The sequence below is a fragment of the Rhodoferax sp. ZS1R8 genome (genome assembly GCF_056521325.1).
This window is the reverse complement of the sequence record NZ_JBWMBA010000004.1, coordinates 251,374-272,129: the sequence shown is the minus strand read 5'-3', so window position 1 is coordinate 272,129 and position 20,756 is coordinate 251,374. Positions and strand designations below refer to the sequence as shown.

21 protein-coding genes are annotated in these 20,756 nt (G+C 58.8%); 2 read left to right on the top strand and 19 right to left on the bottom strand.

Annotated features, from left to right (window positions below; translation table 11 throughout):
* Positions 1 to 3: 3 nt before the first annotated feature.
* The 15 genes from hflC to AC097P_RS15355 all read right to left on the bottom strand — a co-directional run bounded on the left by hflC (position 4) and on the right by AC097P_RS15355 (position 15,128).
* A complete protein-coding gene (hflC, locus tag AC097P_RS15425; RefSeq protein ID WP_479611314.1) occupies positions 4 to 909 on the bottom strand; it encodes a protease modulator HflC in 906 nt (301 codons plus the stop codon).
* 9 nt (positions 910 to 918) lie between these two features.
* Positions 919 to 2,289 (bottom strand): FtsH protease activity modulator HflK, encoded by a 1,371-nt coding sequence (gene hflK, locus AC097P_RS15420; protein WP_479611648.1) that lies wholly within the window; start codon positions 2,287 to 2,289, stop codon positions 919 to 921.
* A 40-nt stretch (positions 2,290 to 2,329) separates the two neighbouring features.
* Positions 2,330 to 3,502, bottom strand: a complete 1,173-nt coding sequence (hflX, locus tag AC097P_RS15415) for a GTPase HflX (protein WP_479611313.1) — start codon at positions 3,500 to 3,502, stop codon at positions 2,330 to 2,332.
* A gap of 53 nt (positions 3,503 to 3,555) precedes the next feature.
* On the bottom strand, positions 3,556 to 3,804 hold the full coding sequence (gene hfq, locus AC097P_RS15410) for an RNA chaperone Hfq (protein WP_479611312.1): 249 nt from the start codon (positions 3,802 to 3,804) through the stop codon (positions 3,556 to 3,558).
* A gap of 114 nt (positions 3,805 to 3,918) precedes the next feature.
* Complete coding sequence (gene der / locus AC097P_RS15405; protein ID WP_479611311.1) at positions 3,919 to 5,262, bottom strand: ribosome biogenesis GTPase Der; 1,344 nt, start codon at positions 5,260 to 5,262, stop codon at positions 3,919 to 3,921.
* Positions 5,263 to 5,280: 18 nt separating this feature from the next.
* Entirely contained in the window at positions 5,281 to 6,408 is a 1,128-nt protein-coding gene (gene bamB, locus AC097P_RS15400) for an outer membrane protein assembly factor BamB (RefSeq protein WP_479611310.1), read from the bottom strand.
* On the bottom strand, positions 6,408 to 7,091 hold the full coding sequence (locus AC097P_RS15395; protein ID WP_479611309.1) for a YfgM family protein: 684 nt from the start codon (positions 7,089 to 7,091) through the stop codon (positions 6,408 to 6,410). The genes bamB and AC097P_RS15395 overlap by 1 nt, the downstream gene beginning before the upstream one ends.
* Before the next feature lie 74 nt (positions 7,092 to 7,165).
* Positions 7,166 to 8,440, bottom strand: a complete 1,275-nt coding sequence (gene ispG, locus AC097P_RS15390; RefSeq protein WP_479611308.1) for a flavodoxin-dependent (E)-4-hydroxy-3-methylbut-2-enyl-diphosphate synthase — start codon at positions 8,438 to 8,440, stop codon at positions 7,166 to 7,168.
* Positions 8,440 to 9,501: a helix-turn-helix domain-containing protein gene (locus AC097P_RS15385; protein WP_479611307.1), complete on the bottom strand. Its 1,062-nt coding sequence runs from the start codon at positions 9,499 to 9,501 to the stop codon at positions 8,440 to 8,442. Before AC097P_RS15385 ends, ispG begins: the two co-directional genes overlap by 1 nt.
* Positions 9,494 to 10,321 carry a type IV pilus biogenesis/stability protein PilW gene (pilW, locus tag AC097P_RS15380; protein WP_479611647.1) on the bottom strand — a complete coding sequence of 276 codons (828 nt, stop codon included), beginning with the start codon at positions 10,319 to 10,321 and terminating at the stop codon, positions 9,494 to 9,496. The genes AC097P_RS15385 and pilW overlap by 8 nt, the downstream gene beginning before the upstream one ends.
* Positions 10,311 to 11,474 carry a dual-specificity RNA methyltransferase RlmN gene (rlmN, locus tag AC097P_RS15375; RefSeq protein ID WP_479611306.1) on the bottom strand — a complete coding sequence of 388 codons (1,164 nt, stop codon included), beginning with the start codon at positions 11,472 to 11,474 and terminating at the stop codon, positions 10,311 to 10,313. The genes pilW and rlmN overlap by 11 nt, the downstream gene beginning before the upstream one ends.
* A gap of 11 nt (positions 11,475 to 11,485) precedes the next feature.
* Positions 11,486 to 11,911: a nucleoside-diphosphate kinase gene (gene ndk / locus AC097P_RS15370; RefSeq protein ID WP_479611305.1), complete on the bottom strand. Its 426-nt coding sequence runs from the start codon at positions 11,909 to 11,911 to the stop codon at positions 11,486 to 11,488.
* A 76-nt stretch (positions 11,912 to 11,987) separates the two neighbouring features.
* Positions 11,988 to 13,310, bottom strand: coding sequence for a pseudouridine synthase (locus AC097P_RS15365; RefSeq protein ID WP_479611304.1), 1,323 nt, complete (start codon positions 13,308 to 13,310; stop codon positions 11,988 to 11,990).
* Complete coding sequence (gene scpB, locus AC097P_RS15360) at positions 13,307 to 13,984, bottom strand: SMC-Scp complex subunit ScpB (RefSeq protein ID WP_479611303.1); 678 nt, start codon at positions 13,982 to 13,984, stop codon at positions 13,307 to 13,309. Before scpB ends, AC097P_RS15365 begins: the two co-directional genes overlap by 4 nt.
* A 115-nt stretch (positions 13,985 to 14,099) precedes the next feature.
* Positions 14,100 to 15,128 (bottom strand): RluA family pseudouridine synthase, encoded by a 1,029-nt coding sequence (locus AC097P_RS15355; protein ID WP_479611302.1) that lies wholly within the window; start codon positions 15,126 to 15,128, stop codon positions 14,100 to 14,102.
* A 14-nt stretch (positions 15,129 to 15,142) separates the two neighbouring features.
* On the opposite strand from AC097P_RS15355, the gene AC097P_RS15350 reads away from it, so the two are divergent.
* The gene (locus AC097P_RS15350) at positions 15,143 to 15,949 is read left to right on the top strand and encodes an outer membrane protein assembly factor BamD (RefSeq protein WP_479611301.1); all 807 of its coding nucleotides are present in this window, start codon (positions 15,143 to 15,145) and stop codon (positions 15,947 to 15,949) included.
* Here AC097P_RS15350 and AC097P_RS15345 read toward each other — a convergent pair.
* Together AC097P_RS15345 and AC097P_RS15340 are read right to left on the bottom strand one after the other, a co-directional pair.
* A complete protein-coding gene (locus AC097P_RS15345) occupies positions 15,921 to 17,936 on the bottom strand; it encodes an ATP-dependent DNA helicase (RefSeq protein ID WP_479611300.1) in 2,016 nt (671 codons plus the stop codon). The two genes, AC097P_RS15350 and AC097P_RS15345, sit on opposite strands and share 29 nt — an antisense overlap.
* 3 nt (positions 17,937 to 17,939) lie before the next feature.
* On the bottom strand, positions 17,940 to 18,143 hold the full coding sequence (locus AC097P_RS15340; protein WP_479611299.1) for a YdcH family protein: 204 nt from the start codon (positions 18,141 to 18,143) through the stop codon (positions 17,940 to 17,942).
* Between the two features lie 111 nt (positions 18,144 to 18,254).
* On the opposite strand from AC097P_RS15340, the gene AC097P_RS15335 reads away from it, so the two are divergent.
* A complete protein-coding gene (locus AC097P_RS15335) occupies positions 18,255 to 19,016 on the top strand; it encodes a PP2C family protein-serine/threonine phosphatase (protein ID WP_479611298.1) in 762 nt (253 codons plus the stop codon).
* 13 nt (positions 19,017 to 19,029) lie between these two features.
* Here AC097P_RS15335 and AC097P_RS15330 read toward each other — a convergent pair whose 3' ends face one another.
* The gene (locus tag AC097P_RS15330; RefSeq protein ID WP_479611297.1) at positions 19,030 to 19,653 is read right to left on the bottom strand and encodes a hypothetical protein; all 624 of its coding nucleotides are present in this window, start codon (positions 19,651 to 19,653) and stop codon (positions 19,030 to 19,032) included.
* Positions 19,650 to 20,747 carry a cell division protein ZapE gene (gene zapE, locus AC097P_RS15325; protein WP_479611296.1) on the bottom strand — a complete coding sequence of 366 codons (1,098 nt, stop codon included), beginning with the start codon at positions 20,745 to 20,747 and terminating at the stop codon, positions 19,650 to 19,652. The genes AC097P_RS15330 and zapE overlap by 4 nt, the downstream gene beginning before the upstream one ends.
* Between the last annotated feature and the right edge of the window lie 9 nt (positions 20,748 to 20,756).

Genomic DNA, 20,756 nt, shown 5'->3' with positions numbered 1-20,756 from the left:
CTGTTATTTCTTGCCTGCAGGGGCAACGGGCGCTGTGCCACCACGGAAAACCTTGAAGAATTCGGACGATGAAGGATCCAAAACCATCAGGTCACTCTTGTGGGCAAAGCTCGCCTTGTAGGCGTCCAGACTACGGTAGAACTGGGCGAACTGCGGATCCTTGCCAAAGGCTTCTGCATAAATGCGTGCGGCCTCGGCATCGCCCTCACCCTTGATCTTCTGCGCGTCGCGGTAGGCGTTGGCGATGGTCACCTCGCGCTGGCGGTCGGCATCGGCCCTGATCTTTTCGCCTTCGGCAGCACCGGTGGATCGCAGTTCATTGGCAACCCGCTTACGCTCTGCTTCCATGCGGCGGTAGACGGATTCAGTGATTGCTTCCACATAGTCCACGCGGGTAATACGGACATCGACGATATCAATGCCCCAAGGCTTGGCGCCTTTAACCTTGGCTAGCACTTCGGCCTTGACATCGGCCATCAGGTCTTCACGCTTCAGCGACAGCAATTCCTTGACGGTGCGCTTGTTGACTTCTTCCTGGAAGGCGTTGCGGACCACGCGGTTCAGCTGCACGGTGCCTGCGCCCTCGTTGAGGCCCACATTGCGGATGTACTCTGTAGGCTCGGAAATGCGCCAGCGCACGTACCAGTCGATGACGACACGCTGCTTTTCCGCAGTGAGCATGGGTTCAGTGTCCGAGCTGTCCAGTGTCAACAAGCGCTTGTCGATGTACGACACGTTCTGAAACGGCGGGGGCAGCTTGACATTCAAGCCTGGCTCGGTGATCACTTCCTTGATCTGACCCAGCGCATAGACCACACCAAACTGGCGCTGGTCCACAACAAACAATGTGGAACTGGCCAACACGAGCAGCACCAGCGCCGACGAAATAATCAATCCAATCCGGTTCATGGGGTGCTCCTAGCGAGATTCGCGATCACGTGTACGAGCCGCTTCGCGACTTCGAACGTCTGCCCCGGCCCCGCTAGGCGGCACCACTTGGACAGCAGGTGGGGTGGCTGGCGCCATAGCAGCCCCTGGATCCGCCACAGCACCACTCATCTGCATGATTTTGTCCAGCGGCAGGTACAAAAGGTTGGACCCTTGCTTAGAGTCGACCAGTACTTTGGTCACGTTGCCGTAAATTTGTTGCATGGCGTCCAGATACATTCGATCCCGTGTGACCTGCGGTGCTTTCTGGTATTCAGCAAACACAGATTTGAAACGCTGTGCATCACCCTGGGCCTGCGCCACGACGCGTGATTTGTAGGCTTCTGCCTCTTCCTTCAACCGCGATGCGGAACCCACTGCTCGGGGAACCACATCATTGGCATAGGCTTGCGCTTCATTCTTTGCGCGCTCGCGTTCTTGACCAGCCTTGAGGACATCGTCAAAGGAGGCCTGCACTTGCTCGGGAGGACGCACACCACCAGACTGCAAGTTGATGCCAACGACTTCCACACCGACTTTGTAGCGGTCAAGGATGGCCTGCATCATGGCGCGTACGCGTGGCGCAATCTGGTCGCGCTCTTCGGACAAGGCTGCGTCCATCTTCATCTTGCCCAAGACTTCACGCACCGAAGTTTCGGCGGCCTGCACGACGGCATCCGCCGGGTTCTTACTCTCAAACAGGAAAGCCCGTGCATCGTTCAAACGGTACTGCACGGCAAACTTGATATCCAAAATGTTTTCATCCTGCGTCAGCATTGCCGACTCGCGCAATCCCGTGGCTTTGAGCACTGTGTCGCGACCGACATCTACAGACCGAATCTGTGTGACAAACACCAGCTCGTGGTTTTGAATGGGGTATGGCAGCCGCCAATTAAAGCCGGCATTAACTGTGCCCTTGTACTTACCGAACTGGGTGATAACAGCCTGCTGCCCTTCCTGCACAATGAAGAAGCCGGTGCCCAACCAAATCATGACCAGCACTGCGGCGATCAAGCCAACGCCGATGCCGGCGTTCTTCATATCGGGCTGAAACCCGCCGCCTGAACCGCCCCGCGGAGCTTGCGGTGGCTGCTTGCCGAACAAACCACCCAATTTACGGTTGAAATCTTTCCACAACTCGTCCAGGTCTGGCGGCCCGCCACCCGGAGCGTTCTTGCGACCGTTGTCGCTCGGTGGCTTGCTGGGCTCTTGGTCGGATGGCGGTGATCCCTCGGCCTTACCGCCCTCTGACGGCTTGTCGTCACCGCGCCCCCAACGGGAGTCGTTCAAGTTAAACATTCGCTGTACCCAACGGGGTGCCGAGGGTACCGGCAGTGCAAAAGCACTAACAGGTGGTTTCATTTCGTCGTTTTTCATAGGTCTGTCCCCGGATTGTGCCTACTCAATGGCCGTCCCCAAGGCTTGCGGGGGAAAGTCCAGCAGAATTCTCTTCAACAGCCGGCAGGCGTGCAATTTCAGCCAATCGTTTACGCAGTTCTGGTAGGCCAGACGCATCCTTGGCACTGACGAATATGCGCGGCGTTTGCACGCCATCAATCTCAAACTCGTCTTCCCGTTTAAGTGGTTGGTGCTCAGCGTCCAGCGCATCAATTTTGTTGAACACCAGAAGCTGGGGAATCCCATCGGCGCCAATCTCTTTCAACACGCTTTGCACCTGCGCGATCTGTTCTGCAAAATGGGGGTTGGCGGCATCGACGACATGCAGCAACAGGTCGGCATCTATCGCCTCCTGCAGCGTTGCCTGGAAAGCATCGACCAGCCCGTGCGGCAGGTCGCGGATGAAGCCCACGGTGTCTGACAGGGATACGGAACGGCCCGCTTCGCCCAAATACAGCTGACGGGTTGTGGTGTCCAATGTCGCAAAGAGCTGGTCTGCCGCATAGGCGCGAGCTTTGACCATCGCATTGAACAACGTGGATTTTCCAGCGTTGGTGTAGCCAATCAGCGAGATGTTGAAGGCATCGCGACGCTCCCGCTGGCGCCTTTGGGTCTGGCGCTGTTTCTTGACCTTGCTAAGACGTTCCTTGGTGCGCTTGATGGTTTCACCAATCATGCGCCTGTCCAGCTCAATCTGGGCCTCACCGGGGCCGCCGCGCATACCAATGCCACCGCTTTGTCGCTCCAAGTGCGACCAACGACGCACCAGGCGTGTGCTCAGGTACTGCAGCCGGGCCAATTCGACCTGCAGCTTGCCCTCATGGCTGCGCGCGCGCTGGGCAAATATTTCGAGAATGAGGAAGGTGCGGTCGTTGACAGGCAGTTCAAGATGGCGTTCAAGATTGCGCTGCTGGCCCGGGCTCAGGCTTTGGTCAAACAGCACCTCTTTCGCACCCAACTGTGTGGCCAACAATTTAATTTCGTCGGCCTTGCCCGACCCGATGAACAATGCCGCGTCAGGCGCCCTGCGTTTGCAGGTGACGCGCGCCACAGGCACCATGCCAGCGGTTTGCGCCAGCAATCCGAGCTCTTCCAGCTCCCCGTCGAAGTTGGAGCCGCCCAGGTCTACGCCGACCAGGATGGTGGGCGTGTTAGGAGTTTGAAGCGCGGCTGTCAAATGAACTACGGAAAAGCGGGCTTTTCGAAAACGGGGCCATTAGGCCCCGGAGCTCACGCAGCTTCTGGCGTATCGCCAGCGGGTGCGGCGAAATTGACCGCGCGTCCGGGCACGATAGTGGAAATGGCGTGTTTATAGACCATTTGCGTCACCGTATTGCGCAGCAAGACTACGTATTGGTCAAAAGACTCAACCTGCCCCTGCAGCTTGATGCCATTGACCAGATAAATGGAGACCGGAACATGTTCTCTGCGCAAAGCGTTGAGAAATGGGTCTTGCAGTAACTGCCCTTTGTTGCTCACGATATTCTCCGTGTTCAAAAATTAAGAAGATTGGACGATACCACACGAATCAAGCGCTTCCGGCCGCATAGCCACAATACCGTATGCGAATGCGGCGCTTTATGTCCGGAGCACCTACTTGTCGTCTCTGTCCGAGTACGGATTGGACGAAGATTTCATCTGAATGCGCAACGGTGTACCGATCAAATTGAACTCCTTGCGGAACCGTCCTTCCAGAAAACGCTTGTAGGCGTCGGTCACGTGTTCAAGAGAATTTCCGTGGATCACGATGATGGGGGGGTTCATGCCACCTTGGTGCGCATAGCGAAGCTTGGGACGGTACATGCCCGACTTCTTAGGTGTCTGGAACTGTACTGCCTCTAGCAGCAAACGGGTCAGTACCGGCGTTGACATCTTGCAGTTCGCCGCCTTGTGCGCCTGTGCTATGGAGTCCCACAGCGGGCCCAGGCCCTGGCGCTTTTGAGCGGAGATCAGATGCAGAGCGGCAAACTTCAGAAAACCCAAACGCGTCTCGATCGAACGCTTGACGAGTTCGCGTGCATATTCGTCTACCGCATCCCATTTGTTGATCGCCACAACCACCGCGCGACCCGATTCCAACACGTAGCCGGCGATGTGCGCGTCCTGGTCCGTCACGCCCTGCGTGGCGTCGATTAGTAGCAGCACGACGCTGGCCGACTCGATCGCCTGAAGGGTTTTAACGACTGAGAATTTTTCGATAGCTTCAAAAACTTTGCCCTTGCGCCGCAGTCCAGCGGTATCGATCAGTTCAAAGCGCTGCCCGTTGCGTTCGAACGGCACCGAGATGGCATCGCGCGTCGTTCCCGGCAGGTCAAAGGCAACCAAGCGCTCTTCTCCCAACCAAGTGTTGATCAGCGTTGATTTGCCGACATTGGGGCGACCGGCAACGGCTAATTTAATGACGCCAGGATCTTGCTCGGCTTCTTCGGCGCCGTCTTCAGCGGAGACCAGAGGACCTAAAGCAAGGTCAACTAAGGGTGCGATGCCCTGCCCGTGGGCCGCGGAGATCGGGAACACCTCACCCAGACCAAGCTCGAAAAACTCCACGAGCTGGGCACCCGCGGTCATGCCTTCGGACTTGTTGGCCACCAACACGCATGGCTTGCCCAGCTTGCGCAGGTATTTGCCAATCTCGTGGTCTTGCGCCGAAAGGCCTGCGCGGGCATCGACGACGAACAGCACCACATCCGCTTCGGCCACTGCCTGCCGCGTCTGCTTGGCCATTTCCTTGTAGATGCCAGCTGTCGCGTCGGGCTCGAAACCACCGGTGTCGATGACGATGAATTCGTGTTGACCCTGTTTTCCATTGCCGTAGTGGCGGTCCCGCGTCAGGCCCGCATAGTCGGCGACGATGGCATCGCGCGTCTTGGTGAGGCGGTTGAACAGGGTTGATTTGCCGACGTTGGGGCGGCCAACCAATGCAATGACAGGTTTCATGTTGTGCGGTTCATACCATCACTCGGGTTTGAAGCCGAAAATACCGCCCCGCTGGGTCACCGCAACAAGCGTTTGACCAACCAAAACGGGAGAAGACTGGATCGCTGAGCCATCGGTCGCCACACGGTTCAAAGGGGATCCATCTTGGCGAGACAAGAAGTGCAATGTGCCGACTTCGTCGCCGATGACGAGTGAACGCCCAACCAGAACGGGACCTGTCAGACTACGGAAGCGCAGCCGCTCATTGGTCCAGAGCCGTTCTCCATCTGCCCGTTTCCATGCAACGACCCGGCCATCACTCTCGGCGCCGAATACTTCAGCGCCGTCGCCGTCCAGCCCAGTAGATCCGGATGCAGACTTGCTCCAAGCCACGCTGCCGTTCACGCCATCCACACACCCAACTGAGGACTGGAACGCGCGAACACACACTTGGTTCCCCAGACGACTGACACCCGATACCAGATCCACCAGGCGCTCCACTTCGTTGGTACCGCGGCTGTTGGCCACCTGCGCCTCCCAGCGAATTTTTCCATCCCGTGGATTCATACCCACCAGACGGCCTGCCAAACCGGTTACCAGCGTATCCCCGATCGCCATGACGATGCCGGACCGCCCCAACACCAAAGCATCGCCGCTGCGTTGCTGTTGCCAGAGCTTGCGCCCTGTCACCATATCAAAGGCTGACACGGAGCGGTCTGCGGATAACGCAAACACACGTCCCCCCGCGACAAATGGTGCGGTCAATGTCACGGCGCCGAGTTTTTGTCGCCAGAGTTCCTTGGCACCGTCCAACACGATGAGTTCGTTGTCGCGGCTGACAACTGCAGCGTAGCGTCCATCACTGCCGACCCCTGCGGAGAGCTTGGTACCGAGCGAAGTACGCCAAAGATCGCCACCCGTTCGCGCATCGATGGCCGCAACGGTACCCTCGGAACTGGCAACAAAAATCAGATTGCCTACCGGCCGGATTTCCAGAGGAAAGTTCACCGAACCAATATTCGCCGTCCATGCGGAACGCACGCCAATGAGCGCGGTGTTAGGCCCCAAGTCGAGTTGCTTGGATTTGTCAGAGCTAGCGCAGGCAGCTACCGCCAACACGACGCCAACAGACAAAGCTAGTTGCCAAAACTTTTGACGAAAAAACATCACTTTGCGCCCTCCGCCGCCGCAGCGGTCTTCAGGTCCGCCTGTGGATTGACACCCAGTGCATTGAGTTTCACGCTGACCAGGCGGCGATATTCTGACTGTTCATCAAAAGTTTTATAGGCCTTTTCGTACTCTGCCTTCGCTTCGGACTTTTTGTCTTGCAGCATATAGATGTCACCCTTGCGGTCTGAGGCCAGTGCAGCAAATTCATCTGCGATGCCAGATCCCAACAACTTCAACGCCTCGTCATAGGCCTTTGCGTCCATCAACACGGCAGATAGACGCAACCGTGCCACAGAGGCGTAACCCTTGTCTGCAGCATTCTCTACCAACCAATTCAATGTCGCTTTCGCGGAATCAGTCTTACCGGCTTCGTACGTCATTTTGGCCACCAGCAGCCCCGCCTGTTGCGTGTAAGCTGCTTTGGCGAAGCGTTCCTTCATGTCAGAGAACGCCCGTTCGGCTTTTTGTGCGTCGCCGGTTTTGACGACCTTTTCGACTTCATCAAACATCGCTGCGGCCTGTGAGGCCTGGTTACGCTGCCATGTGTGGTAACCATTCCAGGCAGCCACGCCGCCCAAAACGATGATAAGAGCCCAGGTGATCAGGTTTCCGTATTGCTTCCAAAAATGCTTGAGCTGGTCAAGCTGCTCTTGTTCTTCGAGGTCTAGATGGTTTGCCATGTGAGTATTCAGTTAAGCCGAGGATTGTAGGCGCTTGGCCCGCGCGCCAAGGGTTCGGGGACGGCGGGAAGCTGCTAAGGCGTAGGCACGGCATCCACGGCGCCAAAACGCTGTTGGATATAGTTCTCGACCACGGCTTGAAAATCTGCGGCGATGGATTCACCGCGCAGTGTCATGCGCTTCTCGCCGTCGATGAACACCGGAGCGGCCGGCGCCTCTCCGGTGCCCGGCAAACTAATGCCAATATCGGCGTGCTTGCTTTCGCCCGGGCCGTTGACGATGCACCCCATTACTGCCACCTTGAGATTCTCGACGCCAGGGAAGCTCTTACGCCACACTGGCATTTTTTCTCGCAGGAAGTCGTCAATTTGTTGCGTCAGTTCCTGAAAAGTCGTGCTGGTCGTCCGGCCGCAACCGGGACAGGCAGTCACGCTTGGAACAAAATTGCGCAGACCCAAAGCCTGGATGATTTCTGACGCGACTACGATCTCTTGAGAACGTGATTCGCCGGGAGCCGGGGTTAGCGAAACGCGAATCGTATCCCCTACGCCTTCCTGCAACAACACACCCAGCGCAACAGACGAGGCCACGGTTCCCTTCGTACCCATGCCAGCCTCTGTAAGCCCGAGGTGCAGGGGATAGGCGCAGCGGCGTCCAAGTTCGCGGTAAACGGCAACCAGATCCTGTACACCACTGACTTTGCAGGACAAGATGATCTGACTGGCGTCCATGCCCAAGGCTTCTGCCCGCTGGGCCGACTCGACAGCCGACGTAATCAAAGCCTCGTACATGACTGGTTTGGCACCCCATGGCACGGCACGGCGGCTGTTCTCGTCCATCAAGGACGCGAGCAACTCCTGGTCCAGACTACCCCAGTTGACGCCGATGCGCACCGGCTTGTTCCAACGCAGGGCCGCTTCAATCATCAGCGAAAACTGCTTATCGCGTTTGTCGCCTTTGCCGACATTGCCCGGATTGATACGGTACTTAGACAGGGCCTTGGCGCACTCAGGGTAGTCCGTCAACAGACGATGGCCATTGAAGTGGAAGTCCCCAATCAGGGGCACGTCAATGCCCATGCGGTCCAACTGTTCACGAACGTAAGGCACCGCTTCGGCGGCCTCGGGTGTATTCACCGTGATACGGACCATTTCTGATCCGGCTATTGCAAGCTCTTTGACCTGGATGGCGGTGCCGATGGCATCAGCGGTGTCCGTGTTCGTCATCGACTGCAAACGCACGGGAGCATCCCCGCCGAGCGTAACAATGCGGTTACCCCACACCACACGCGCCTGCAGGGATTTACGGCGTATAGGCGTCGACAAGGCAATGGCTAAATTGGAATCCACTACTTCACCTCAAATCGCGCAACATTATCTTTGGACACGGTGCCAAGGCTGAATGCCTGGCCGCGCACCTCAACGTCGGTCACATCCACGCGCCCGATAACCACTGACAGCGGCATAGCACCGGATGCGCCCACAACCTCGCCCAGCCCAAGCGTCTTGCTCAGCTGCACAACGCCTTTGGCGTCCACCACCTTGACCCAGGTCGCGCCCTTTGCTTTGAAGACGACCACGCCTGTTGATGGCAAGGCGGGCGCCGATGTCGCTCGGCTTGCCGCCACGGCTGGAACGCTTGCAGCGGCGGTAGCGCGGCTCGCGGCGGCGGCCGGTCGACTTGCGGCCACCAGAGGTTGGCTAACAGCAGGCACGGATGCGGCTAGGACCACCGGAGCACTAGCAAAAGACGGCACCACTGCCACCGTCGGCACTGCAGCCGCCGAAGGCGTAACGGTGGGCGTTGTCGTCGCCTCACGGCTGGGCGTATTGTTCAGGTTGGGTACCGTGCTTGTCGTCGACCCACTATTGGGGAAGGCCTCCGATTCCTTCATCGACTGCACCGTGTCCGCAGGCTTTGCGACTTGAGGGGTGCGCTCACCGGACCACTCGGGCAACTTGATATCCGGAAAGAAGAAAACCGCTATGCCTGCGACAACAAGAGCCAAGGCCAAAATGGCCGAGGGTTTGGAAAAAAGCGCCGGGCTCAAGATTCCCGTCGTGTTACCCGACGTGTGAAAAGGCGCGTTGATCCCGCCCTCGTCTGAGTTCAATTTGGGGGCGGCGTTCAGCGGCAGCTTGCCCAATACAGGTGTTGGATCGATCTTCAATGCCCGGCATACACTGGCGGCCAGCGCGCGCACAAACACAGCGTCGTGCAACAGATCCAGGCGATCTGCCTCCAATGCCTCCAGCTTTTTCACCGGGATCTTCATCGACACAGCCAAGGCCGCCACATGCAGGCCAGCGGCCTCACGGGCAGTTCGCATCATCGCACCCGCTGTCATGTCACCGGGCGAAACGGCGTTGTGTGCCGCACCCACCACTTCGGAGAGCCCCATATCACTCATTAAAAGCACCTCGCTCCAAAGCCAGGTTTTCACGGGACTGCGGGTAGCGCTTCTTCAACTGGGCACTAAGCTGTGCCATGGCGTCGCGATTCTCCATGCGCCGCTCCACCTTGATGCCCAGCCACAAAGATTCTGCGTTGGCCAGTTCGCTGTTGTTGAGCCGACGTACATAAAACTGCGCACGCACAAATTCTCCGCGTTGGTACAGCAACTGCGAAAGGTTGTATGCCGTAATAGGATTGCTTGCATCCAACTCGTACGAACGCAAAAAACTGTTCTCAGCCTCTGCGGACTGCCCCGCTTTCATTTGGCACAGACCCTGGGCCATCCAGGTCTTAGCGCGCTCGCCATAAGTTGGTTCGGCCAAGGCAGCGCTAAACAACTGTGTGGACTCGGCAAACCGAGATTGCTGGCATAGCAACCAGCCATAGTTGTGCTGGACCGTCGCAGCTTTGGGATTGATGGACAGCGCTCGACGGAAGCTCTCTTCCGCAAGAGGGATATCGTTGAGCCGCATGTAAATCAGGCCGCGCAGGTTATACGCATCAAACAAAGTCGGGTCCGCCGTGATCGATTGCTTGAGGTGATCCAGCGCATCGGTGGTCTGTCCTTTGTCGAAATAAGCTACAGCTAATTCCAACCGCAGTCGCGCCCGCTTGCGGACCTCCGGCTCATCCGATTCCGTGACGCGGTCTGAATTCATGCCGGCGCCGGTCATATTGGACGCGCAACCGGAAACCAGTACAACGCCAGAACCGGCCAAACAGGACCACACGATCCAGGAAAGCGTCGCGACGCTGATGCGTAGTTTATTGATCATTAACAGTGTCCTCGCTCCCCTGCGGAGCCAATTCATTTTCGGGCTTGATGATGATAGTGCGTCGCTTGTTGATTCGCGTCTGAATATTCGTTCTATCTTGCACATCGCCTGCGAGTTGGCCACAGGCCGCATCAATGTCATCCCCCCGGGTCTTGCGGATCGTCGTCACAATGCCAGCATCACTCAAAACTTTGGAGAAAGCAAGCACAGCCGCCTGCGTTGACCGGACCAAACCGGACGCGGGAAAAGGATTGAAAGGGATCAGGTTGAACTTGCACCACGCTCGAGACCCAACGCCAGGTCGCACCAGCCTGACCAGTTCAGCCGCATGCGCAGGCGTGTCGTTGACGCCGTCCAGCATGCAATACTCGAACGTGATGAAGTCCCTGGGGGCAACTTCCAAATAGCGCTTGCAGGCTTCCAATAACTCGGCAATGGGGTACTTGCGGTTCAGCGGAACCAAGTCATCCCGAAGGGCATCGTTGGGCGCATGCAAGGAAACCGCCAGAGCCACCGGGCAATCTTTGCCCAGTCTGTCCATCATTGGCACTACACCCGACGTGGACACAGTCACTCTGCGGCGCGACAGACCATACGCATGGTCATCCAGCATCACACGCAGCGCAGGCACCAACGAGGAATAGTTCTGCAAGGGCTCGCCCATGCCCATCATCACCACATTGGAAATGACCCGCTCGTCTTGCTTCAAATGCCTGCGCAAAAAGTGCTCGGCATACCAGAGCTGGGAGACGATCTCGCCAGCGGTCAAATTGCGGCTGAATCCCTGGTGGCCTGTAGAACAGAACCGACAGGCTACAGCACAACCGGCCTGCGACGACACGCAGAGGGTACCGCGATCGTCTTCGGGAATAAATACGGTCTCAATAGCATTGCCACCGCCGACGTCAAACAACCACTTGATGGTTCCGTCGGAAGAAATATGCTGGGAAAGCACAGGGAGTGCCTGCACATGGGCGGTGGTCTTGAGCTTTTCGCGCAGTGACTTGGCGAGATCGCTCATATCCTCGAACTGAGAAGCTCCTTTTTGGTGGATCCACCGAAAAAGCTGGGTTGCGCGGAAGCGCTTTTCCCCGAGCCGCTCGCAAAACGCGGCCAATCCCTCCAGATCGTAATCAAGCAGATTGGCCGTCATCGCATGACTGCTTAGCGGGAAAAAACGTTCATGCCAGCAAAGAAGAACGCGATCTCGACAGCGGCGGTCTCGGCGGCGTCGGAACCATGCACGGCGTTGGCATCGATGCTGTCGGCGAAGTCAGCACGGATGGTACCCGGAGCAGCCTTCTTAGGGTCTGTGGCGCCCATCAGGTCACGGTGCTTCAAAATTGCGTTTTCGCCTTCCAACGCCTGGATCATGACGGGACCGGAAATCATGAAATCGACCAAGTCCTTGAAGAAAGGACGGGCCTTGTGGACAGCATAGAAAGCCTCGGCTTCACCACGCGACAAATGGGCCATACGGGCAGCGACGACCTTCAGGCCAGCAGCTTCGAAACGGGCATAAATTTGGCCGATGACGTTCTTGGCAACGGCGTCGGGCTTGATGATGGAGAGAGTACGTTCGATTGTCATGGTATTTCCTGATCTGATTGAAAATCTGTCTTATTGCTCCCTAGTCGGGGCAAAGCCTGCTATTTTAGCATTGCTGCTAACGGCTACGGCCCTTGCGGCGCTGTCCACCGGGACCGCCGGGAGGCCTTTGCCCACCGTCTTGCCGCTGGCGGGTGAAACTGTCTGCACCTATGTATCCAAAAGCGGTCTTCATCGGGTCCGGCTGGGAGGCTCCCCCACGATCACCCCTCGGCGCATCAAAACGGTTGCCATCGGGTCGCCCTCCACCCTTGTTGCCCGGCTGACCGTTTCTTCCTTTGAAACCGCTTTGTACCGGATTAGGCTGACCGCCGGCGTTTGCCCCACGAGGTCCACCCGTGCGTCCACCTCGGCGTTGGCCATTGCCCTGTGGGGGTCGCCGCGGTGCACCCTCCTCCCGGTTTCCATCGACTGTGCGGGGACCACCGGCGGCTTGAACCAACGAACGGATATCCGCCTCATCCAGCTCCATCCAAGCCCCGCGCTTGAGTCCGCGCGGCAGGACCATGGCGCCATAGCGTATACGGATCAAGCGGCTGACTGCGTGACCGACGGCCTCCAGCATGCGACGCACCTCACGGTTGCGCCCTTCGGAAATGGTGACGCGGTACCAGCAATTGGAGCCTTCCCCGCCACCGTCTTCAATAGAGCCGAATTGGGCCATGCCGTCGTCGAGCTTGACGCCTTCCAACAGCATTTTTTTCTCGTCCTTGTTTAAAGAACCTAAAACACGCACCGCGTATTCGCGCTCCAGACCGAAGCGAGGGTGCATCAAATTGTTGGCCAGTTCACCTGAACTGGTGAACAACAGCAAGCCCTCGGTGTTCAGATCCAGACGCCCGACCGATTGCCACTTGCCCTGGTGCAGTTTTGGCAAGCGACGAAACACCGTGGGCCGGTTTTGGGGATCATCATGGGTTACAACCTCTCCCACAGGCTTGTGGTACGCAATGACGCGCGCAGGAGGCGGGTCGATGCGAAAGCGAATCGGCTTGCCATTGACCTTGATATTGTCGCCAAACTGTATGCGTTGACCGATATGGGCTGGCTCGTTGTTGACCGAGATCCGCCCCTCCATGATCAGCTGCTCCATCTCCAGGCGCGACCCCATACCCGCCTGCGCCAGTACCTTGTGCAGCTTGGGTGTTTCGGCCATTGGCGCGAGCACGCGTTTGGGCGGTGTGAGTTCAGTGAGTTCCTCATCAGCATCAAACTGACCCGAGATCACATCACTGAAACGGTTGCCGCCCACTACCTGGTCCTGCGGCGCAGCCGCTACCGCGGTATCAGGCGCAGTGTCTGGCAGCGCAGCAAGGGTGATGGTGCTGTTATCGGACGCAACCTCTTCAGGTGTTGGCTCAGCGGGCGTGTTCTCATTCATTCTGCAGGTCCATTCAAAGGTGGGGGCGTCTCGGGATGCGCGGCTTCCAGCGGCATATCCAATTGCATCTTTTCGTCACTCGCTTCCGGTTCTTCGGCGGCAGGCATCGCCAATGCCTCACCGGCCGACTCGACCAGAGCTCCGAACACGCCGTCCTGGTTGGCGACACTTTCCAACAGGGGCAACTGGTCCAAGGACTTGAGCCCGAGGTCATCCAGAAACTGCCGCGTGGTGGCATACAAGGCCGGCCGCCCGGCTGCTTCGCGGTGACCAATGACCTCGACCCAACCCCGGTCTTCCAATTGTTTGATCAACAAAGAGTTGATGGTGACGCCACGGATGTCCTCCATATCGCCCCGCGTAACCGGTTGGCGGTAGGCGATGATGGCCAGGGTCTCTAATGTGGCCCGGGTGTAGCGCGGTGGCTTCTCGGGGTGCAACCGGTCCAGGTACTCGCGCATTTCCGGCCGGCTTTGGAAACGCCACCCGGACGCAATATTCACCAGCTCAACACCTTTGCCTCCCCATTCGCTGCCTATCTCTTCGAGCAGGTTCTTGATCGTATCTGCACCCAATGACTCGTTGAAGAGCGAACGCATGTCGCGCAACGGCAAAGGTTGCTGTGAGCAAATCAACGCGGTCTCCAAGACCCGTTTTGCGTCTGCCATGTTCATAGTCAGGCTTTATCGGAAACGCCACCATCACGGTGACCAATCAATGAGATTCCAAACGGACGGCAGCAGATGTGAAGGATTCACCGTGCCAGGCCTCGGCAATGTTCCGGGGCGTTTACGGGTTTTCGACCCGTGGGTCTGGATTGTAACGCAGGCCCCACGCGGCGAGAAGGGCTTTGAAGTCTTGCGGCAACGGTGCTTGGAAGACCATTGGCTCGGCCGTCACCGGGTGGGCGAAGGCCAGGCGCACAGCGTGCAAGGCCTGGCGCTGCATGCCCGCCACGCAGGTTCCACCGTACACCGTATCTGCTACCAACGGGTGGCCCAGGGACGCCATATGGACCCGGATCTGGTGCGTGCGCCCCGTATGCAAAATGCAACGGACAAAGCAACCACCGTCTGCATTGTCCAGAAACACGACGTCGGTCTTCGCCGTTTTGCCGGCCTGGCTGTCCAGGTCGACAACAGCCATACGCAGGCGGTTCCGGGGGTCGCGGCCGATCGGTGCGTCCACGGTCTGGCGCGCAGCCCCGGTCCACGGCCGGTGGGCGATCGCAAGATACTGGCGGCTGACATCCCGCGCGGCAATGGCCTGCACCAGCGCATCCATGACCGCACGGGTGCGGGCCACCACCATCAGTCCGCTGGTGTCTTTGTCCAGCCGGTGCACGATGCCCGCCCGGGGCACGGCAGCAATCGCCGGGTCATGGGCCAGCAAGCCGTTAAGCAGGGTTCCGCTCCAATTGCCAGGCGCCGGGTGCACCACCAGCCCGGCTGGCTTGTTGATGACCAACAGGTGCGCGTCCTGAAATACCACGTCCAGTGGCATGGCCTGGGGGGTAAAAGCCTGGCTTTGGGGCGTGGGACGCAGTTCTATCACCAGCCCATCGCCAGCCTTCACCTTCAACGAGGCTTTGCGGGCCACCTGGGTGTTCACCGTGACCTGCCCTGCCTCGATCAACTGCTGCAGGTAATTTCGGGAGAATTCGGGCGCGGCCTCGACCAAGGCCTTGTCCAGGCGTTCGCCATGCTGTGCGGCCGACACGCTAAGCTTGCGCCATTCCACCTCGGCGGTTGCGTCCTCCAACTCCTCGAAGTCTGTGACCGTTGGGTCGCTAGATATAATTCCTGTGCTCTGTTTCAAGAAGGTTTCCTAACATGCTGCGTGTCAAATTATCGGTCGTTTGTATTTCACTGCTGGCGACCGCCGCACTATTGACTGCCGGTTGCTCCAGCACACCGGTGGACAAGACTGCCGCGATGAGTCCCAACAAGATTTACGCGGATGCCAAGGAAGAAATGGCAGCTGGTCAATGGGAACGTGCTGTACCCCTGCTCGAGAAACTGGAATCCCGTGCTGCAGGCACACCGTTGGCCCAGCAAGCCCAGCTGGACAAGGCCTACGCACAGTACAAATCGGCTGAAACAGCACAGGCATTGGCAACCCTGGAGCGCTTCATGAAGCTGCACCCGGTCAGCCCGGCCATGGACTACGCGATTTACCTTAAGGGCGTCATCAACTTCAACGATGACCTGGGTCTGTTTGCCAAATTTACGCGCCAGGATCTGACCGAGCGCGACCAAAAAGCCTCCAAGGAGTCTTTTGAAGCGTTCAAGGAGCTGGTGGATCGCTTTCCTGATTCGCGCTACGCGAGCGACGCGCGCCTGCGCATGAACTACATTGTGAGTTCTTTGGCCCAGTACGAAGTCCACGTGGCACGCTACTACTACAAGCGCGGGGCCTATCTGGCCGCCGTTAACCGGGCCCAGGTGGCGGTCTCTGACTACCGCGAAGTTGCAGCGATTGAAGAAGCGCTGTACATCATGTACAGATCCTACGACGCCTTGGGCATGACGCAGTTGCGCGACGATGCCAAGCGTGTACTGGAGAAGAACTACCCAGGGTCAGACTTCCTGGTGCACGGCTCGCGCACACTCAATGACCCGTGGTGGAAGATCTGGTAACCGCAATCTCTTCCAAAGATTCGGCAAATTCCTGTTCCGTTGTGATGCGACGCATGGCGGGCAGTGCCGCCAGGATGCGACGCCCGTAGCCCATCTGGCTCAAGCGCACGTCGCAAACCACCAGGATACCTCGGTCCGTTTCCCTGCGGATCAATCGCCCGGCCCCCTGCTTCAAAGCAATAGCCGCCTGGGGAACGTGGTAGTGGTGGAAAGCATTGCTACCACCCGCCTCCAGCTGGCGGGCCCGCGCCTCCACAACCGGATCGCCAGGCGGTGAAAACGGCAGCTTGTCGACGACCACCATCTGCAACGCGTCGCCAGGCACGTCAATTCCCTCCCAAAAAGAGGCCGAACCGACCAAGATGCACCCGTTGTTGCCGGCCACGGAGCCCTTCACAAATCGCTCCGTAAGCTCCCGTTTGGGCGACTCTCCCTGTAGCAACACGTCCATGCACGCAAACACATCAAAGTGCTGTCGCAGGGCGGCAGCAATGTCGCGCATGGCACGCAAGGTGGTCGTTAACACCAGCGTCCGCCCGCCCAAAGCCGTCGCTCCCTGAGCCACCACGCGCGCCACCGCGGCGCTGTGGCCGGCGTCGCTGGGCTTGGGCATCTGCAGAGGTATGTACAACGCGGCTTGTGTCAGGTAGTCAAAAGGGCTTTGTACCTGCAGGACCTGCGCGCCCTGCAGACCACAAGACTCTACAAAATGCGCCATCGTCGCGTCATGCCCCAAGGTGGCCGAGGTAAAAATCCACGACTTGCGGCTGCCCCCCGCTTCAGCGTCTGACGGGATGACCCGGGTGCGCATGGCGTCCGCGATATCCAACGGTGACTGAACCAGACGGACGTGGGAAGCCGTTGCCTCCAGCCAACGCACAGCACCCGGTTGGACCGCGTGTGAAAACACGTCCAGCTCTGCCATCAAACGCGAACCCCGCTCGTGCAGGGCCTTGAGCTCGGGGGACAACTCCTCCATGCTGCGCAATACAACATCGATGTGTTGCAAGGCCGTATGCACGTCCGCCACCACGCGCTGCCAATCCTCTGCGGCTATTCCGGAGGGCTGTTCCGCGCCCCACGCCAAGCGCCCGGTGGCCTGGTCGTCGGCGCACAGCGCACGCAGATCCACCACGCTGCGGCAGAGTTCGGCCAGCATCTTTGGCCAAGCCGCGTGGGCCATCACCATCTTCTGGCCCTGCAGAGCCAAGTCGCGGCCAAACCCGTCCAACTGGTTGCTGGTGAGCTGGCGCCCGAGGAACTGAACGCCGATCTCGTTGAGCTGGTGCGCCTCGTCAAACACCACCGAATGCACCGTCGGCAGCAACTCGGCCACGCCGGATTCGCGGATGTTCAGGTCGGCAAAGAAGAGATGGTGGTTGATGACCACCACGTCAGCCGCCATGGCCTCGCGCCGGGCCAGGTTGACATGGCAGTTGTTGATCTGCGGGCAACGGGCGCCCAGGCAGTTGTCGCGGGTGGACGTCACCAATGGGATGACGGGGGAACGCTCATCGAGCTGCGTCAACTCTGCGATGTCCCCGGCTCGGGTCGCCTGCGCCCATGCCTCCACGCGCGCCAGGTCCCGCTGCACCGACGGCCTGTAGGCCGTATCCTCGTGCCGGGCATCACCCAGCCGTTGCATGCACAGGTAGCTGCTACGGCCTTTCAGCAAGGCGGTACGCACCGGCATGCCCAGCGCTTTGACCAGGCGCGGAATATCCCGGCCAAACAACTGGTCTTGCAGGGTTTTGGTCGCTGTGGACAACAAGACGCGCTCGCCGCTGAGCAATGCCGGCACCAGGTAGGCAAAGGTCTTGCCTACTCCGGTCCCTGCCTCCACAACCAGCACACCACCGGCCTCCATCGTGGCGGCCACGGCCTGGGCCATATGGGTCTGTCCGCTGCGGGGACTGAACTCATCCACGCACCGCGCCAATGCACCGTCGGCGCTGAAAGCACGCGCCACCGCATCCTGGAGAAGCATGCGTCAGGCAGGCTCGTTGGGCTGCAGTTCGTGTTCCACCCGCGCAATCTCGTCACGCAAGGATAAGCGCCGCTTCTTCAGGCGTCGCATCATCAGTTCGTCCACCGGTGAACTGTGCGCCACGCGGTCGATCATGGCATCCAGGTCGGCATGCTCGATGCGCAGCTCGATAAGGTGGCGCTCAGGCGAGTGGAGATTTGTTACCAAGGGGATTGCCAGCAAGTACGGGTTTAAACTACGGGATCGAAGGTCGTGCTGGCTTGATAATACGACCATACTGTCCTTTTGCAGAAAGTATTGCTTCAGAAGCAACTCAACATGGCCACTGGTTACCGACTTACAGCCTCCACCGGCATACACAAGGGCGACCGCGAGTACCAGCAGGACCAGATCGCGCTGATCAAACACCCGCGTGTCAACGGCTGCATTCTGGCCATCGTGGCCGATGGCATGGGCGGACGCAGCGGCGGACGCAAAGCCTCAGACCAGGTCATGATGACCTCCAAACAGCTGTTCGAACGTTATGACCCCGATACCGACGACGCCTCGGCCATCCTGGCGCAGGTCGTGCAAGAAGCCCACGTCGTCATCAAGCTCACCGCCATATCGTCCGAAGAAGAGCCGCACAGTACGCTGGCAGCCTTTTTAATCAATGCCGGTGGCGACTGCCATTGGGCCCACACCGGCGACTCCCGCATTTACCACTTCCATGGCAACCGCTTTGTGAAACGCACCATGGACCACTCCTACGTGCAGGCCTTGGTCAACCGTGGCGAGATCACCGAAGAGCAGGCTGCGGTGCACCCACAGTCCAATATCCTGATGGGTTGCCTGGGCACCGAGAACGATCCTCCGGTGGACTTCCACTTCATCTCCCAGCTGCGCCCAGGCGATGTGCTGATGGCCTGCAGTGATGGCATCTGGCACTACTTCAACACCGGTGAATTAGGTTCGGTACTGTCTACGCTCAGTGCGCGCGAAGCCACTGAATTCCTGATCGAGAAAGCCCGTTCCCGCGGCCGCGGTGTGGGTGACAATTTGTCGATTGTCGTGGTCAAGCTCGAACCGCTGACCCCTTAACAAACGCGAAATCTCAGGGATTAGAGGGCGGATTGGATGGCAGTGGCGGGCCGCCCTTGCCATGGTCCTTGAGGCGTTCGTCACGCTCTTGGCGGCGTTTGTCCAGTGCCCTCTGTTTTTCCAGATAGGCCTCACGGTTTTTAGCAATCTCCTGCGCATCCAGTACAGATGTGGACTTGCTTTCAGGCGCCTTGTTGCCGCTTGCCTGTTGCTTATGGGCCTTGCGCTTGTCTTCCAATGCCGTTTGGCGGTCTTCCTGCGCAGTTTTCTCTGCCGTAGCCTCTGCATCCGCACGCCGGCGCGCATCGTCAATCGCTTTATCTTCGGTGCGCAGAATCTGTTCCACACCTTTTTGCTGCCGCTGCGCGGCATTGAGAATCTCTTCCTGGCGCTTGAGTTCGCCCATCATCTGGCGGCGGCGCTGTCCCACCTCGCTCTGACAGCCCGTCACTGCAAATTTGGTCAGGCAAGCGGCATCTTCGGCATCCAGCTTCGCGGTCTTTTCCGCCCGGATAGATGCAATGCGCGCACGTTCTGCGTCTGCATTGCCAATTGCGAGTCCCCCTTCGACCTGTGCCCGGGCACAGGTACCGATCGCAACCAGAGACAGCGCAACCATGGCATGCCGATACTTCATGTCAGCCCCGTATCCACCGTGCGCCGCTCCTGTGACAGGTATTCCTGGGATTGCATTTCGCTTAAGCGAGACACCGTGCGCGGAAACTCATGAGCCAAAGGCCCCTCAGTGTAAAGGTCTATCGGTGCCACTTCGGCCGACATCACCAGCTTGACCCGCCGGTCATACAGTACGTCGATCAGCCAGGTGAAGCGCCGCGCTTCCGACGCCATGCGCAGCGGCATATGCGGAACGTCGCTCAGGAACACCGTATGAAACTGCGTGGCAATTTCGAGGTAGTCGTTTTGCGAGCGCGGTCCACCACACAGCGATTTGAAGTCAAACCAAACCACGCCGCCAGCCTTGCGCCGCACCCAGATGTCGCGTGATTCGATGTGCAACACCGGCTCCTCGTCACGGGTTTCCACCAGCGCGTTGAAGGCTTTTTCCATTTCCGCATCGGCCACCGGACCGTTGGGCATGTGATACAGCGTCATCGCCTCCAGCGTGCGCTTGCGGTAATCGGTGCCGTTGTCGACATTGACGACTTCCAGGTTCGCGTTCAGCAGCGCAATAGCCGGCAGGACGCGGTCACGGTGCAGGCCGCCAGGGTACAGGTCGTCCGGCTTGAAATTGGACGTGGTCACCAAGCCAACCCCATTGTCGAACAGCGCAGCCAGCAGCCGGTGCAGGATCATTGCGTCGGTGATGTCGGCTACGTGGAACTCGTCAAAACAGATGAGCCTGAAACGCTTAGACATGCGCCTGGCCAGCTCGTCCAGCGGGTTGACCGTGCCCTGCAAGTCGGCCAGTTCACGGTGCACCTCGCGCATGAACTCGTGGAAGTGCAGACGCGTTTTGCGTTGGAGGGGGACGGCGTTGTAGAAGCAGTCCATCAAAAAGCTCTTGCCCCGCCCCACCCCACCGTACAGGTAAACGCCGCGGGGAATATCGGGCCGGTTGATCAGCTTCTTGAAGGCGTTGGAGCGCTGTTCCTTGAAATCGATCCATTCCAGCGCGCAGCGCTCCAGTGCATCCACGGCACGCAGTTGCGCGGGGTCGGCCACATAGCCCCGGGTGGCCAGTTCGGCTTCGTAGGTTTGTTTGACGTTCAAAACAAAGGT

Excerpts from the sequence above, each read along its gene's own strand:
- rlmN (WP_479611306.1), bottom strand. The coding sequence starts at position 11,474 with ATGACGGCCAATCTGCTTGATTACGATCTGGAGGGATTGGCCGCGTTT.
- bamB (WP_479611310.1), bottom strand. The coding sequence starts at position 6,408 with ATGTTTTTTCGTCAAAAGTTTTGGCAACTAGCTTTGTCTGTTGGCGTC.
- hflC (WP_479611314.1), bottom strand. The coding sequence starts at position 909 with ATGAACCGGATTGGATTGATTATTTCGTCGGCGCTGGTGCTGCTCGTG.
- AC097P_RS15385 (WP_479611307.1), bottom strand. The coding sequence starts at position 9,501 with ATGAGTGATATGGGGCTCTCCGAAGTGGTGGGTGCGGCACACAACGCC.
- AC097P_RS15350 (WP_479611301.1), top strand. The coding sequence starts at position 15,143 with ATGCTGCGTGTCAAATTATCGGTCGTTTGTATTTCACTGCTGGCGACC.
- pilW (WP_479611647.1), bottom strand. The coding sequence starts at position 10,321 with ATGATCAATAAACTACGCATCAGCGTCGCGACGCTTTCCTGGATCGTG.
- hflK (WP_479611648.1), bottom strand. The coding sequence starts at position 2,289 with ATGAAACCACCTGTTAGTGCTTTTGCACTGCCGGTACCCTCGGCACCC.
- der (WP_479611311.1), bottom strand. The coding sequence starts at position 5,262 with ATGAAACCTGTCATTGCATTGGTTGGCCGCCCCAACGTCGGCAAATCA.
- AC097P_RS15345 (WP_479611300.1), bottom strand. The coding sequence starts at position 17,936 with ATGCTTCTCCAGGATGCGGTGGCGCGTGCTTTCAGCGCCGACGGTGCA.
- scpB (WP_479611303.1), bottom strand. The coding sequence starts at position 13,984 with ATGAACATGGCAGACGCAAAACGGGTCTTGGAGACCGCGTTGATTTGC.
- AC097P_RS15365 (WP_479611304.1), bottom strand. The coding sequence starts at position 13,310 with ATGAATGAGAACACGCCCGCTGAGCCAACACCTGAAGAGGTTGCGTCC.
- AC097P_RS15330 (WP_479611297.1), bottom strand. The coding sequence starts at position 19,653 with ATGAAGTATCGGCATGCCATGGTTGCGCTGTCTCTGGTTGCGATCGGT.
- ndk (WP_479611305.1), bottom strand. The coding sequence starts at position 11,911 with ATGACAATCGAACGTACTCTCTCCATCATCAAGCCCGACGCCGTTGCC.
- AC097P_RS15335 (WP_479611298.1), top strand. The coding sequence starts at position 18,255 with ATGGCCACTGGTTACCGACTTACAGCCTCCACCGGCATACACAAGGGC.
- AC097P_RS15395 (WP_479611309.1), bottom strand. The coding sequence starts at position 7,091 with ATGGCAAACCATCTAGACCTCGAAGAACAAGAGCAGCTTGACCAGCTC.